At 55.1% G+C, this 14,544-nt stretch carries 15 protein-coding genes; 1 reads left to right on the top strand and 14 read right to left on the bottom strand.

The features are described from left to right. Positions 1-16 precede the first annotated feature (16 nt). The 12 genes from dtpA to blr all read right to left on the bottom strand — a co-directional run bounded on the left by dtpA (position 17) and on the right by blr (position 10,973). On the bottom strand, positions 17-1,522 hold the full coding sequence (gene dtpA / locus RT197_RS03785) for a dipeptide/tripeptide permease DtpA (RefSeq protein WP_312947344.1): 1,506 nt from the start codon (positions 1,520-1,522) through the stop codon (positions 17-19). Between the two features lie 554 nt (positions 1,523-2,076). Beyond that, on the bottom strand, positions 2,077-2,712 hold the full coding sequence (gene nth / locus RT197_RS03780; protein ID WP_312947341.1) for an endonuclease III: 636 nt from the start codon (positions 2,710-2,712) through the stop codon (positions 2,077-2,079). Next, positions 2,712-3,398 carry an electron transport complex subunit E gene (locus RT197_RS03775; RefSeq protein WP_312947339.1) on the bottom strand — a complete coding sequence of 229 codons (687 nt, stop codon included), beginning with the start codon at positions 3,396-3,398 and terminating at the stop codon, positions 2,712-2,714. Before RT197_RS03775 ends, nth begins: the two co-directional genes overlap by 1 nt. 3 nt (positions 3,399-3,401) lie before the next feature. Next, positions 3,402-4,022, bottom strand: coding sequence for an electron transport complex subunit RsxG (gene rsxG, locus RT197_RS03770; protein WP_312947336.1), 621 nt, complete (start codon positions 4,020-4,022; stop codon positions 3,402-3,404). Between the two features lie 9 nt (positions 4,023-4,031). Beyond that, complete coding sequence (gene rsxD, locus RT197_RS03765) at positions 4,032-5,084, bottom strand: electron transport complex subunit RsxD (protein ID WP_312947334.1); 1,053 nt, start codon at positions 5,082-5,084, stop codon at positions 4,032-4,034. Beyond that, positions 5,085-7,097: an electron transport complex subunit RsxC gene (gene rsxC, locus RT197_RS03760; protein ID WP_312947332.1), complete on the bottom strand. Its 2,013-nt coding sequence runs from the start codon at positions 7,095-7,097 to the stop codon at positions 5,085-5,087. Continuing rightward, positions 7,090-7,668 (bottom strand): electron transport complex subunit RsxB, encoded by a 579-nt coding sequence (gene rsxB / locus RT197_RS03755; protein WP_312947331.1) that lies wholly within the window; start codon positions 7,666-7,668, stop codon positions 7,090-7,092. Before rsxB ends, rsxC begins: the two co-directional genes overlap by 8 nt. Further along, positions 7,668-8,249 carry an electron transport complex subunit RsxA gene (gene rsxA, locus RT197_RS03750; protein ID WP_312947330.1) on the bottom strand — a complete coding sequence of 194 codons (582 nt, stop codon included), beginning with the start codon at positions 8,247-8,249 and terminating at the stop codon, positions 7,668-7,670. The genes rsxB and rsxA overlap by 1 nt, the downstream gene beginning before the upstream one ends. A 76-nt stretch (positions 8,250-8,325) precedes the next feature. Then, a complete protein-coding gene (locus RT197_RS03745; RefSeq protein ID WP_312947327.1) occupies positions 8,326-8,766 on the bottom strand; it encodes a DUF2569 domain-containing protein in 441 nt (146 codons plus the stop codon). 83 nt (positions 8,767-8,849) lie between these two features. Next, positions 8,850-9,065: a transcription modulator YdgT gene (gene ydgT / locus RT197_RS03740; protein ID WP_312947325.1), complete on the bottom strand. Its 216-nt coding sequence runs from the start codon at positions 9,063-9,065 to the stop codon at positions 8,850-8,852. A 248-nt stretch (positions 9,066-9,313) separates the two neighbouring features. Further along, positions 9,314-10,714 carry a GH1 family beta-glucosidase gene (locus RT197_RS03735; RefSeq protein WP_312947323.1) on the bottom strand — a complete coding sequence of 467 codons (1,401 nt, stop codon included), beginning with the start codon at positions 10,712-10,714 and terminating at the stop codon, positions 9,314-9,316. Between the two features lie 118 nt (positions 10,715-10,832). Further along, positions 10,833-10,973: a division septum protein Blr gene (blr, locus tag RT197_RS03730; RefSeq protein WP_312947583.1), complete on the bottom strand. Its 141-nt coding sequence runs from the start codon at positions 10,971-10,973 to the stop codon at positions 10,833-10,835. Positions 10,974-11,184: 211 nt separating this feature from the next. On the opposite strand from blr, the gene RT197_RS03725 reads away from it, so the two are divergent. Continuing rightward, a complete protein-coding gene (locus tag RT197_RS03725; RefSeq protein WP_312947321.1) occupies positions 11,185-12,228 on the top strand; it encodes an oxidoreductase in 1,044 nt (347 codons plus the stop codon). A 39-nt stretch (positions 12,229-12,267) separates the two neighbouring features. Here the strand turns inward: RT197_RS03725 and add are convergent, their stop codons facing one another. Both add and RT197_RS03715 read right to left on the bottom strand, forming a co-directional pair. Next, positions 12,268-13,269: an adenosine deaminase gene (gene add, locus RT197_RS03720; RefSeq protein ID WP_312947319.1), complete on the bottom strand. Its 1,002-nt coding sequence runs from the start codon at positions 13,267-13,269 to the stop codon at positions 12,268-12,270. Positions 13,270-13,366: 97 nt separating this feature from the next. Continuing rightward, positions 13,367-14,539, bottom strand: coding sequence for a MalY/PatB family protein (locus RT197_RS03715; RefSeq protein ID WP_312947318.1), 1,173 nt, complete (start codon positions 14,537-14,539; stop codon positions 13,367-13,369). Between the last annotated feature and the right edge of the window lie 5 nt (positions 14,540-14,544).

Genomic DNA, 14,544 nt, shown 5'->3' with positions numbered 1-14,544 from the left:
CGTTTCCCGACAAACGTTATACGGCAGGTTTTTGCTCTGCGCGAACGTCGTTCTCATCGTTTAAGGTCATACGGTTAAGCTTCGGCGCGGTCAGCAGCATCAGAACGGCGATAACGGCCGTTGCGATACCGATTTTCAGGAAGACATCACCATAAACAACCAGAGACTGGAGCGGATCGTTAACGTCAGACGGGACGGCCATCAGGTTCGCCACATAGCCGCCAATCAGGTTTGCGCCTGCGGTGGTCAGGAACCAGCTACCCATGATGAAGCCCATCAGACGCTGCGGTACCAACTGCGCGACCATTGCCAGACCCAGACCGGAGATCATCAATTCGCCAATACTTTGCATCGCGTAGCTGAACACCAGCCAGCCAGAGGAGACAATGCCCGCATCGCTGGCGAATTTCGCACCCAGCGGCAGCACGAGGAATGCGGCTGAACACAGCACCATGCCAACCGCAAATTTCATCGGCATCGGCAGAGTATCGCCCATCTTGTTGTAGGTCGCTGCCAGAATCGGGCTACCGATAATGATCCAGAACGGGTTAAGCGCCTGGAACTGCTCTGGCTGAACGGATATACCCAAAATCGACGGGTCAACGTTGTGGATGGCGAAAAAGTTCAGTGAGGTCGGCATTTGGCTATACAGCACGAAGAAGATAATCGCCTGTAGCATCAGAATGAACGCCACGATCATTTTACGGCGGCCTGCGCCGTTCATTGCCAGCGCTTCTTTACCGAAGATGCACACGATACCGAGAGCGACGACGCCCAGCGTCATACGTGCAACACCCTGGTTGTGCAGCAGCCAGGTTGCAACCGCAATCAGTGCCACGATGCCGACGATGGTCATCAGCAGCTTCCCGAACTGCAGCGGTTCGAAGTCTGGTTTGGAGCCGTACTGTTTGACCCAGCGCTGGCAGAATGCGAAGTTCACTACGGTGATCAGCATACCCACAACGCTGAGGGCGAAGGCGGTGCTCCAGCCGTATTTGTCGGCCAGCCACGGTGTCGCGATCATGGACAGGAACGAGCCAATGTTGACCGCCATGTAGTACATGGTGAATGCGCCATCAAGACGCGGGTCATTTTTGGCATAGCAGGTGGAAAGCAGGGAGGACGGGTTTGCTTTAAACAGACCGTTACCTACCGCAATTGTGGCCATACCCATATAGACAATGGCAACGTCGTGACCGGACCAGGCAACCAGCGCATAACCAATGGCAAGCACGATAGCGCCCAGCATAATAACGCGTTTAGTTCCGAGGACCTTATCGCCCAGCCAGCCGCCGATCGCGACCAGACCGTACACCAGGGCACTAAAAGATGAAAACAGAGTGATGGAATCCGTTTCGGTCATACCCAGTTGTCTGACCAGGTAGACGGCCATGATCCCTTGCAGGCCATAGAAGCCAAAACGCTCCCATAATTCTATTGAAAAGATGAGATAAAACGCTTTGGGTTGTTTGAAAGCGTTCATGCTCACGCTTTCAGCTGGTTTTTTGTTTGCAGTTGACACAAATACCTCTTTTTTTACATCCCATATCAACGGGGGTGTTTTACAGCGGGATGCAAAATAAACATCCGCTTTATAGTTATTCTTGGAGGGGAAACGGCAGTAATGTTCACTATCCTGCTCGTTCAGGCAATACTTTTGTAATAACCTGTTACATATAAATTTTACCGTATAATCAACCTGACATTCAAATGTTATCCAGCGTTTAATTTCATCTTTTATTTTTTAGTGGTTTTTTTAACTGGCTGCTCCCGTTTTCAGGGGGCTAATGGCGATATGTTCTGCTGTTTTGCGTTTATTGTAGTGATATAGGCCATATTCTCAAAATATTCTGGTTTATTGTGTTGTTTAATAATGGTTTCTCAATGGTGAACGATTTGTATCCACGCAAAAAGCGCACAAAATTTTAACATTGCCCAGGCGGCCACAGGCTATAGAATTTTTTTAGCGAAAAAAATGTTTTTACTGCAAACACGATCTATCGCGGGATAAAACGCAGGTCGGTGGCGGTGCATGCAACGGCTTCCTCCTGGAGGAAGCGCATTGCATCAGCCTTCTCAGGCGTAAACCTTCTCTTTGTATTCACAGAGATCTTCGATAATGCATGAGCCGCAGCGCGGTTTGCGGGCAATGCAGGTATATCGACCGTGCAGAATGAGCCAGTGATGGCAGTCAACCTTAAATTCTGCCGGGACGACCTTCAGCAGCTTTTCTTCTACCTGTTCGACGTTTTTGCCAGGCGCAAATTGTGTCCGGTTGCAAACGCGGAAAATATGGGTATCAACCGCAATCGTCGGCCAACCGAAAGCAGTATTCAGCACCACGTTGGCCGTTTTGCGCCCTACGCCGGGCAGGGCTTCCAGCGCCGCGCGATCTTCCGGGACCTCGCCCGCATGTTTTTCAATCAGCATACGGCAGGTTTTAATCACGTTTTCGGCTTTACTGTTAAACAGGCCAATTGTCCTGATATAGCTTTTCACGCCCTCAACGCCCAGCTCAAGCATTGCCTGCGGCGTATTAGCGACCGGATACAGCTTCGCGGTGGCTTTATTAACGCTGACATCCGTCGCCTGGGCGGAAAGCAGCACCGCAATCAGCAGTTCAAACGGCGATGAGAAATGAAGCTCGGTGGTCGGATGCGGGTTATTTTCACGCAGTCGGGTCAGGATCGTCAGGCGTTTAGCATTGTTCATCAGGCTTTCTCTGACGCCGTCGGGGAGGTCACAATGGCCTGCGCGCGGCGTTTTTTGGAACGTTCATCAATCAGGTATTTTATCGCCAGCATCATGCCGAGGCCAATAAATGCGCCGGGCGGCAGCATCGCCAGCAGGAACGGCGTATCGGTGTGGAAGATCTCAATGCGCAGTGCTTTGGCCCAGCCGCCGAGCAGGGCGTCTGCGCCATCAAACAGCGTGCCGTTGCCAAGGATCTCACGCACCGAACCGAGGACAAACATCGCGCTGGTGGCCCCCATGCCGATGGAAAAGCCATCCAGCGCGGAGAGGGCAACGCTCTTTTTAGCGGCAAAGGCCTCCGCACGACCAATAACAATACAGTTGGTCACAATCAGCGGGATAAAAATTCCCAGCGATTGATACAGCCCGTAAGCGTAGGCGTTAATCAGCATCTGCACGGCGCTGACCACCGAGGCGATGATCATCACGTACACCGGAATGCGGATCTCCGTGGGCACCCAGCGGCGCAGGGCGGAAATCGCGGTGTTGGTCAGGGTCAGTACCAGGGTGGTCGCCAGACCCAGTCCGAGGGCGTTGGTCGCGGTTGATGTCACCGCCAGCAGGGGGCACAGGCCGAGAAGCTGCACCAGCGCCGAGTTGTTTTTCCACAATCCCTGTACGATGACTTCTTTGACTTCACTCATGCGTTATTCTCCGCAGGCCGGAAGTTGGGAAAGACGGGGCGGCAGCGTTCTGGCGAACAGTCCGGCCCGTTTGACGGCGTTAACCACCGCACGCGGGGTAATGGTGGCACCGGTAAACTGGTCGAAATCGCCACCGTCTTTTTTCACCGCCCAGCGGCTGTCATTTTCATCTGCAATCTTTTTACCGGAAAAATGGGTGATCCAGTCCGACAGACGCAGTTCTATTTTATCGCCCAGCCCCGGCGTTTCATGATGTTCAGTGACCCGCGAGCCATAGACCGTACCCTGGAAATCTGCCCCGACCAGTAGCTGAATGGCCCCAGAGTAGCCGTCCGGCGCAGTGGCTTCAATCACCGCAGCTACCGGGTTTGCGTCGTTCATCGCGATATACACCCGATGTTCGCCTTTCCCCAGCGCCGGATCGCTCACCAGAAAACAGCTTTGCTGCAAATCATTATTGTAGAGGTCAGCAGGAACTACCTGATCGAACAGCGCTTTTTGCTGGCCTGCCGCCTGCACCGCAATGGTATTTTTAGTGACCTGATCGATTGCTGCCGTCAGGCCGGTCGTTCCCGCTGCGAACAGCGCCAGCGTGACGCCATGTTTGCGCATCGTCTTCAGCATGTTATCTCCTCAGCGATGACCGTAAACACGGGGACGGGTGTAGTAGTCGATCAGCGGTACGGTAATATTCGCCAGCAGTACCGCAAAAGCAACGCCGTCTGGATAGCCGCCAAAACAGCGGATCAGCCAGACCAGCAGGCCCGCCAGCGCGCCAAAAATCAGCCGCCCACGGTTAGTGGTGGAGGCGGTGACCGGATCGGTCAGAATAAAAAACGCGCCCAGCATTGTGGCCCCTGAAAGCAGATGAATTGACGGTGCCGCCAGCGTTTCAGGGGAGAACAGCCAGCCGAGCGTTGAGCATACGGCGAGGCTTGCCAGGAAGCTGAACGGAATATGCCAGCGAATGGCTTTCTGCCAGAGTAAAAACAGCCCACCCGCCAGGAAGGCGAGATTCACCCACTGCCAGCCCACGCCCGCCAGCGCTCCGTTAAAAATCGGCAGTTGCATAATGCCATCGACATGGTTTCCGGCGCGTAACGACGTTTTGAAGGTGTCCAGCGGCGTCGCCTGACTGATGCCGTCAATGCCGAGACGCAGCAAATTCATATCCGCTCCGGCGGCGGTGTGCCCGCTGACGATAATCTGCAACGCGTCCAGAAAACCGGGCACCGTCGCGGCAATATTCTGCGGCGGCAGCCAGGAGGTCATCTGGACCGGGAAGGAGATCAGCAATACCACGTAGCCAATCATCGCCGGATTGAAAGGATTGTGTCCCAGTCCGCCATACAGTTGCTTGGCAATGATCACCGCAAATACCGTTCCCAGCACCACCATCCACCAGGGGGCAAGTGGCGGAATACTGATCGCCAGCAGTACGCCGGTCAGCCATGCAGAGTGATCGGATAAAATGCGGGTAACGCTTTGTTTACGCAACGTGACGACCAGCGCTTCCGCCATCCACGCCGACAGGCTGGCGATCACCAGTTGTATTAGCGTCCCCCAGCCAAAAAACCAGAACTGTGCGGCGATGCCCGGCAGGGTCGCCAGCAGTACCAGCAGCATAATACGCGACGTCTGGCGCTGGTTGTGGGTATAGGGGGAACTTGCGATTCTGAAAACCATTTAATCCTCGTTAACAACCTGCTGTGCGGATTTTCTTGCCTGAACGCGGGCTATCGCCGCCGCAACTGCGGCTTTGCGCGGGTCATCTTCGCTGACGGATGCGGCCGCCAGTTGTTCCGCTTTACGCGCCTTCGCACGGGCGATGGCCGCTTCGACGGCGGCTTTACGCGGATCTTCCGTCGCCTGCGCCGGTTCGCTGGAAACCGTCTGTTCCGCTTTACGCGCTTTCGCTCGGGCGATGGCCGCTTCGACGGCGGCTTTACGCGGATCTTCCGTCGCCTGCGCCGGTTCGCTGGAAACCGTCTGTTCCGCTTTACGCGCCTTCGCACGGGCGATGGCGGCTTCGACGGCGGCTTTACGCGGGTCACCGCTGGCGTCCACCGCTGTTTTTTCACTTTGCCGCTCGCGTGCCTGGGCTTTGCGGGCCTCACGCGCGGCGATGGCTTCGCTATTGTCCGGCGCTTTGCCGGTTTCAACGACAATTGGCTGACCGGCAACCTGTTGTTTTTCCCGCACGCGGGCTAATGCCGCCTGAATGGCGTCACGGTCATCCGCCGCAGGCTGGACGGCTGAGCGTTTATGCCGCTCCAGACGGGCGATTTTCTCCCGCTCCAGACGCGCCTGCCGGGCTTCAAAACGCGCTTTAGCTTCTGCCGCGCGCTTGTCTTCCAGGCTAATTGCGTAGATCTCCGCTTTTTCCTGCCGGAAATACTGCACCAGCGGAATATTGCTTGGGCATACCCAGGCGCAGGCTCCGCACTCGATGCAGTCTTGCAGATTATGCGCGGTAGCTTTGTCATGCTGCTGGCCTTTGCTGAACCAGTACAGCTGCTGGGGGAGCAGATCGGCCGGGCAGGCATCGGCACAGGCGCTACAGCGAATGCAGCCTTTCTCTTCCTGCGGCTCGCCCATTTCACTTGCCGAGGGTGCCAGCAGGCAGTTGGTGATTTTAACGACCGGGACGTCCAGCCACGGCAGGGTAAAGCCCATCAGCGGCCCGCCCATAATGACCATCTGCCCGGTTGAAGGACAAAATCCGCCCGACTCCAGCAGATGGCGGACTGGCGTACCGAGACGCGCCCAGACGTTGCCCGGCGTGGCGATAGCCTCGCCGGTCAACGTGACCACGCGCTCCGTCAACGGCTCGCCGTCAATCACCGCGCGTTTAACGGCATAAGCGGTGCCGACGTTTTGCATCAGCACGCCAATATCCGACGAGCGTCCGCCGTGCGGGACCTGTTTGCCGGTGAGGATTTGCGTTAATTGTTTTGCGCCGCCGGACGGATATTTCGTCGGGATCACCCGTAAAATGATGTCGTGGGCATCCGCCAGCACCGCCCGCAGCATGGAAATTGCCTGCGGTTTATTATCTTCAATGCCGATCAGGATTTGCCGGGGCTGTAAAATATGCGCGAGGATGCGCACGCCCTCGATAATCTGCGCCGCGCACTCCTGCATCAGGCGATCGTCGGCGGTGATATAAGGCTCACATTCTGCGGCATTAATAATCAGCGTTTCTATTTTATTGCCACCGCCGAGCAGTTTATTACCCGTCGGAAAACCTGCGCCGCCTAATCCGGCGACGCCGTACTGATGAATGCGCTCAATTAATTCGCTACGACTTTTGGTGTGATAATCATGCCAGCCATCACGGTCGATCCAGCGGTCTTCACCGTCGGCGTCAATAATAATGCTCATCTCCGCCAGCGCCGAAGGATGCGCGGTGGAGTGGGGCGCAATGGCGGTAATCACGCCGGACGTTGGGGCGTGAACCGGAAGCATCCGGCCGAAACCACGGGTCAGCGGCTGACCGCGTAAAACCGTGTCTCCGACTTTAACGCACAGCTCGCCTTCCGCGCCGATATGCTGCTTCAGCGGCATGACAAAGCGCTGCGCCAGCGGCAATTGCCGCAGCGGCGTGCTGCTGGACTGGAGTTTCATTTCCGGCGGGTGGATCCCTCCGTTGAAATCCCAGATTTTGTCTTTTCTGAAGGCGGAAAATAATTTAAACATGTTGTTCCACAGGAATATTACGCACCGGAATGGTGTGTAGATCCCATTTCCAGTTTTCAGTGGTGACGGCTGCCGGTTGCAGGGAAATACACCGCGTCGGGCAGGGATCAACGCACAGATTACAGCCGGTACACAGGTCGTTAATCACCGTGTGCATGGCGCGGGTGGCACCAATAATGGCATCGACCGGGCACGCCTGGATACATTTGGTACAGCCGATACAGTTATTTTCATCGATCACCGCCAGCATCCGCAGCGGCTCCTGCGCCAGCGCATCGCCTTCCAGCGGTTGCGGATCAACGTTAAGCAGGGCGGCAATTTTGAGCATTACCGCTTCACCGCCGGGGGCGCAGCGATTGATACTCTCGCCGTTGCGGCCTACGGCCTCCGCGTAAGGGCGGCAGCCGGGGAATCCGCACTGGGCGCACTGGCTTTGCGGCAGGATGGCGTCGATTTTATCGACGATGGGATCTTCTTCCACTGCAAAGCGCCGCGAGGCATAGCCCAGAATGACGCCGAAAATCAGGCCCAGCACGCTGATGGCGGCAATGGCGATCCAGATTGCAGTCATCACAGCTTCACCAGCCCGCTAAAGCCCATAAAGGCCAGAGACATCAAGCCTGCGGTAATCAGAGCGATGGCGTTACCGCGAAATGGCGCGGGAACGTCTGCCACCGCCAGCCGTTCGCGGATAGCGGCAAACAGTACCATCACCAGCGAGAATCCCGCCGCAGCGGAAAACCCGTATAGCGCCGACTGCAAAAAGTTGTGACCAAGATTAATATTCAGCAGCGCCACGCCGAGCACCGCGCAGTTGGTGGTGATCAGCGGCAGAAAAATGCCCAGCAACCGGTACAGCGCCGGGCTGGTTTTGCGTACCACCATCTCGGTAAACTGCACCACGACGGCGATCACCAGAATGAAGGCGAGAGTGCGCAGGTAGATTAAATCAAGCGGGATTAGGATCCAGTTATCAATCAGCCACGCGCAGACGGAAGCGAGCGTCATCACAAACGTGGTCGCCAGCCCCATACCCATCGCTGTTTCCAGCTTTTTCGACACCCCCATAAAGGGGCACAGACCCAGAAACTTCACCAGCACGAAGTTGTTTACCAGGACTGTTCCAACAAATAGCAATAAATAGTCAGTCATTACTCGACCTGAATGAAAAAAGCCGCTTATTATCGGTCAAACTGCACCAGGCGACAACAGGTTAACTGTAGGGTTATTACGGGTTCACAAACGTGTGTTTGACCCGTTGTGAACGCCTGAAATAGGGTGCCAGCAGCGCCGCCGCCAGAAGAGGGAACAGTAGCTGACGCAGTGCCAGCGTGTCAGCGACAGGGGCAAAAGCAAAGGCTTTTACCGCCAGCAGCACGGAAATCAGCAGCCAGATAATATAATGTTTCGGTACTAAGACGCGGCGTTTAAAAAAGGCGATGGTCAGCCATAATGTGTAATACCACATCGCCACCGCAAACAGGCAGGAGAGCGCCCACAGGCTGATATAGCTCATGCTTTGCGATTGCAACTGGTCCAGCATGTGGGGTGTCAGAAGTGCGCCTGCGTAGATCAGCAGTGAGAGCGAAGCGCTGAATAATGCCAGAAGCAGCCAGGCCAGGGGAGCCAGTAGCCAGCCGCCGATGCGTTCACCAGGTTTTACAGACATGCCAACTCCAGAAATTAGCGCCAGAAAGAGGTCAGAAGACCGGGCAGGGAGTATAAAACATCTGGCGCTAATGTTTACAGACTTTATTGTACGTATTTCCAGACCGTCTTAGGGACTTCACCCACGTTATACAATCTGCCGCCAGAAACCAGCTCCGCGCGGCGGTGGTCGGCGGCGCGATACATGTTGATAATTTCGGCGTCGTCGCTCAGGCTGTAGTTAAGATGATCAAACAGTTTTTCCAGGGTTTCGAGAGAATTGATTTTACGGAATTTTAATAAATAATCCTGTACGCTCATTGTAGGTTGATCCATTTAATAATGAGAATAATAAGTTAATAAATATTGATCGCATGGATATGCTTTATGACTCTCTACCGTATCTGCGCACTCGCTGTTAAACGTCCCAGAAATTTGGCATTTAATGCGGCGTTAAATAGTTAAGTAATAAATCGTAAATTCAGGAGAATAAAATTACTGATTTACAGAAGAGAGTAAAGATGCCTACCCGATAACGCAGATGCCGGACGGCACCTGCGCAGAGAAGATTAACGCTGTTCGCCCTGGCTGGCAATAACGTTCTGATACCAGAAGTAGCTCTTTTTGCGTTTTCGTGCCAAATCCTGCTGATGATCAACATACACAAAGCCATATTGCTTTTTATAGCCGTTAAGCCAGCTTAGCAGATCGATAAATGACCACGGATAATAGCCCCGCACGTCGGCCCCGGCTGCAATGGCTTTTTCCAGCGCGTCGATATGCATCCGCAAATAGTCAATGCGCGGATCGTCAACAATCTCGCCATCAACGATCGGGTCCTTCGCCCCCAGCCCATTCTCGGTAATATAGATGGGAATATTATCGTAGCGCGCTTTGATCATCATAATGCCGTCAGTTAATCCCTGTGGCCAAATCTCCCAGTCCCAGTCGGTATACACGCCGTCAGGATTACGCACAAACTTGTACAATCCCTTAAAGCCAAACTCACCGGCGCTTTGACGCTCGCCGCTGTTATTCGCCTGGGTGCAGGTTTCATCCGGGTTAGCGGCGACGGTTTCCCGGCGATAATAGTTAAGGCCGATAAAATCGCAGCGGTTATCGCGCAACAGTTGCATATCGCCATCTGCACAAACCGGGACGCCCCACAGTGCCTGAGTTTGCTGGAGCAATCCGGCAGGGTAGCTCCCTTTCAGGACCGGATCGTACAGCCAGTGGGTGTGAATGGCGTCGGCAAGTTCGCTCGCGGCAACATCTTCCGGGCTATCGGTCAGCGGAGTATGCGGCTGAAGCACATTCACAAAGCCAATTTCACCTTTAATGCCGCTTTCACGAAAAGCCTGAACCGCCAGCGCATGGGCGATGAATACGTGATGACAGGCCTGAATCGCGCGTGCCGGATCTTTTACTGACGGTGGATGGCTGCCGGTAATATAACCATGACCAATAAATACGATGGTTTCGTTAAACGTGGCCCACAGTTTCACCCGATCGCCAAAGCGTGCATAACACAGGCGGGCATATTCCACGAACGCCTCGGCGACGGCCCGGGATTCCCATCCGCCTTCATCCTGGAGCGCCTGAGGGAGATCCCAGTGGTACAGCGTCAGCATCGGCTCAATGTTATGCGCCAGCAGCTCATCAATCAGATCGCTGTAGAATTTTATCCCGGCTTCGTTAACCTCACCCCGTCCGGCGGGCAGCAGGCGCGGCCATGAGACTGAGAAACGGTAGCTCTGCAGACCCATTTCCGCCATTAACGCCACGTCTTCGCGGAAGCGGTGATAATGATCAACGGCAACATCGCCATTGGTATCCTGATAAGTCGTGCCTGGCTGGTGGGAAAAAATATCCCAGATGGACGGACCTTTCCCGTCCTCGTTATACGCGCCTTCAACCTGATACGCTGCGGTTGCCGCGCCCCAAAGAAAATCCTTCGCAAAAGCCGTCATCTGTTACCTCTTAAGCTGAATATCCTGATCCAAAAAGATAATACGAACAGATCTCGCAATACTGCAACCGGTTTCAGAAACCGGTTGCAGTATTGCGAGGAGGATCGCGCTCGGGCGGTTATTTATGCTGTGCGGGGGTGTCAGGCGGTTGCGGTGGCTGATACTGATCAATATGACTGGCGACAAGCAGCAAAACAACGGAAATGCCCACGACAACCCAACCGGCAAGTTCAAGAATATTTCTGAATGGCGATAACATAAGCAACTTAAAGCTATTGAAAACGTTCATAAATCCTAGCCGCTCGTCGGCAATTCGGCAAGTTCACAGAGGGATGAAATTAAAACTGTCGAATCAGCAGGTTATCGTACAGTAGCGGTAATGAAACTTTTCATTAGCGAAAGTTATTAATATGTTGTGACCAAAGTTGAGATGAGGTGAAATAGAGGCTGATAACGAAAAGGGGTTGAAGATGAGCGACAATATTCGAGTCGGATTAATCGGTTACGGTTATGCCAGTAAAACATTTCACGCGCCGCTCATAGACGGTACGCCGGGGCTTGAACTGGCCGTCGTCTCCAGCAGCGATGAAAACAAAGTCCACGCTGACTGGCCGGGCGTTAAAGTGGTTTCCGAACCGAAGCATTTGTTTAACGATCCTACTATTGATCTGATTGTCATTCCTACGCCTAATGATACCCATTTCCCGCTGGCGAAAGCGGCGCTGGAAGCCGGAAAGCATGTGGTGGTGGATAAACCGTTCACCGTGACGTTGTCACAGGCACGCGAGCTTGATGCGCTGGCAAAAAGCCTCGGCCGACTGCTTTCCGTCTTTCACAACCGCCGCTGGGACAGCGATTTCCTGACGGTAAAAGCGCTGCTGGCAGAAGGTACGCTGGGGGAAGTTGCGTGGTTTGAATCCCACTTTGACCGTTATCGCCCACAGGTACGTAATCGCTGGCGTGAACAGGGCGGGCCGGGCAGCGGCATCTGGTACGATTTAGGTCCGCATCTGTTAGATCAGGCGGTTAATTTGTTTGGTTTACCGGTGAGTCTGAGCGTTGATTTAGCGCAGTTACGTCCGGGCGCGCAGTCTACTGACTATTTCCACGCCATTCTGCGTTATCCGCAGCGCCGCGTCGTTTTGCACGGCACGCTGCTGGCGGCTGCCGAAACCGCGCGTTACATCGTGCACGGTTCGCGCGGCAGCTACATTAAATATGGGGTGGACCCGCAGGAAGAGCGCCTGAAAAACGGCGAGCGTTTACCGCAGGCCGACTGGGGCTATGATATGCGTGACGGCGTTCTGACTCAGGCGGTGAGTGAAGATCGGCTTGAAACCGCGCCGCTGCTGACCAGCCCCGGCAACTATCCGGCCTACTATGCGGCGATCCGCGACGCGCTGAATGGTCACGGTGAAAACCCGGTTCCTGCAAGCCAGGCGATTCAAATCATGGAACTGATTGAGCTGGGGATTGAGTCATCCAAACAGGGCGCTTCGCTTAGCCTGACCTGATATTCGCGCCCGCTTACCGCACGGCAAGCGGGCACTTTTTCAGGCGTTACGCACGCGCTGGATCAGCGCATCTTTTTCCTGGCGGCTTAAAAACGCAATTTCGAGGCCGTTAATCTGCGCCTGACGAATTTGGGCCTGGCTTAAACCCGCCGCCGGTGCCGCGACGGTATATTCATGAACAATATCCACGCCCTGAACCGCCGGATCGTCGGTATTCAGGCTGGCAAGTACGCCCTGGTCGAGGAACGTTTTCAGGGGGTGATGCGCCAGAGAGGCGACGGTGCTGGTCTGAATATTCGAGGTCAGGCACGACTCAATGCCGATCTTCTGTTCTCTGAGAAACGCCATCAGCGCCGGATCTTCCACCGCTTTAACGCCGTGGCCGATACGTTCCGCGCCGAGTTCGCGGATCGCCTGCCAGATACTTTCCGCGCCCGCTGCTTCGCCGGCATGAACCGTAATGTGCCAGCCCGCGTCACGCGCGCGGTTGAAATGACTCAGGAACAGAGAACCGGGGAAGCCGAGTTCGTCACCCGCCAGATCCAGCGCGGTGATGTGTTCGCGGGAGGCCAGCAGAGCTTCCAGTTCCTGTGAACAGGCCGCCTCGCCAAAGGTGCGGCTCAGAATGCCGATCAGCCGCGCCTCAACGCCGAAATCGCGGCTGCCGTCGCGAACGCCTGCAATCACTGCTTCCACCACGCCTGCCACCGGTAAATCATGGCTCATCGCCATATAGCCAGGGGAGAAGCGCAGTTCCACATAGTGCAGGCCGTTGCGGGCGGCATCTTCCATATTTTCATACGCCACACGGCGGCAGGCTTCCAGCGATCCGAGTACCTTCACGCCCCAGTCGAGTTTGGACAAAAAGCTGACCAGATCCGGTTCGTTGTGGGTGACCTGAACGTGCGGACGCAGGGCGTCAAGCGTGCTGGCGGGGAGGGCGAGATTGAACTCGCGTCCGAGATCGAGAATGGTCTGGGCGCGAATGTTGCCATCCAGGTGGCGGTGAATATCAGTCAATGGGAGGGTAGTATCAATCATGATCGCACTCATTTTTTAGTTAAAGTGCGATCCATTATAAAAACAAATGCGGGGAAAAAGCTATTTTGCGCAACAGATTTCTCCGTTGCGCAAAAGATCAGCGTAAGGATTGTATTCCGGCAATTAGCCGTTCAACACCCTGTTCCAGCTTGCTGCGCGGGCAGCCCGCGTTGAGGCGAACAAACCCGTTGCCTTCCGCGCCGTAAGTATAGCCAGGCATAATCGCCACTTTTTGCTGCTCGATCAGCACTTTTTGCAGCGCCTGGTCGTCAATGCCCAGCGTAGTAAGATCGATCCACGCCAGATAGGTTGACTGCGGCGGCTGCCAGTTCAGCGCCGGGAATGCGCTATTCAGCGCGTCGGCAACGTACCGTAAATTTGCCTGAAGATACTCGCGCAGCGCGTCGAGCCACGGCTCACCCTGCTGATAGGCCGCAACGTGGGCAACCAGCGCCGGGACTGACGGCGAAGACAGCGCATCGCGATTTTTCAGCGCATTAAGATAGGCCTCGCGCGAAGCGTCATCCGCGATAAAGCCATATGCGCCGGTCAGCGCCGGAATATTAAAGCTCTTCGAGCCGGAGGTTAACAGCGCCCAGCGGCTACGCGCCACCTCGCACCACGGAATATGCTGCGCCGCGCCCCAGACCATATCCATATGAATTTCATCGCTGATCACCGCGACGTGATGCTTTTCACACAGCTGCGCCATGGTTTCCAGCTCTGCGCGAGTCCAGACTTTGCCGCTGGGGTTGTGTGGGCTGCATAACAGCATCACGCTATTTTGCGGCTGGGCCAAAACCTGCTCAAGCCGGTCGAAATCGCACTGCCAGTCGTTACCCTGTTTTTGCAGCGGCACGGCGGCGACGCTGCGCTGATTGCTTTCAATGGTTTTGTAGAAGGCATCATAGGCGGGCGTGTGTACCACCACACCATCGCCGGGGGCTGACCACTGGCGGATCATTTCGGCCACCATATAAATCACTGAAGGGCCATACACCAGCTGTTGGATATCGGGCTGACTGTTGAAACGGGAAGAGAACCAGTGGGCCACCGCCGCGAGGAATTCGTCATTCTTCCAGCGGCTGTAGCCGAGTACGCCGTGATCGAGCCGCTGACGGAGGGCATCCAGAATGCAGGGTGCGGTGGCAAAATCCATATCGGAGATAGTGAAGGGCAGCAGGTCGGCGGCACCAAAACGGTCGGCAACATAATCCCACTGGGTACACCAGGTGCCGTGACGATCGACGGGTGTTGAAAAATCAAACATGTCAG

The organism is Superficieibacter sp., from assembly GCF_032071645.1.
Taxonomy (GTDB): Bacteria; Pseudomonadota; Gammaproteobacteria; order Enterobacterales; family Enterobacteriaceae; genus Superficieibacter.
This window is presented reverse-complemented; position numbering and strand designations above follow the sequence as displayed.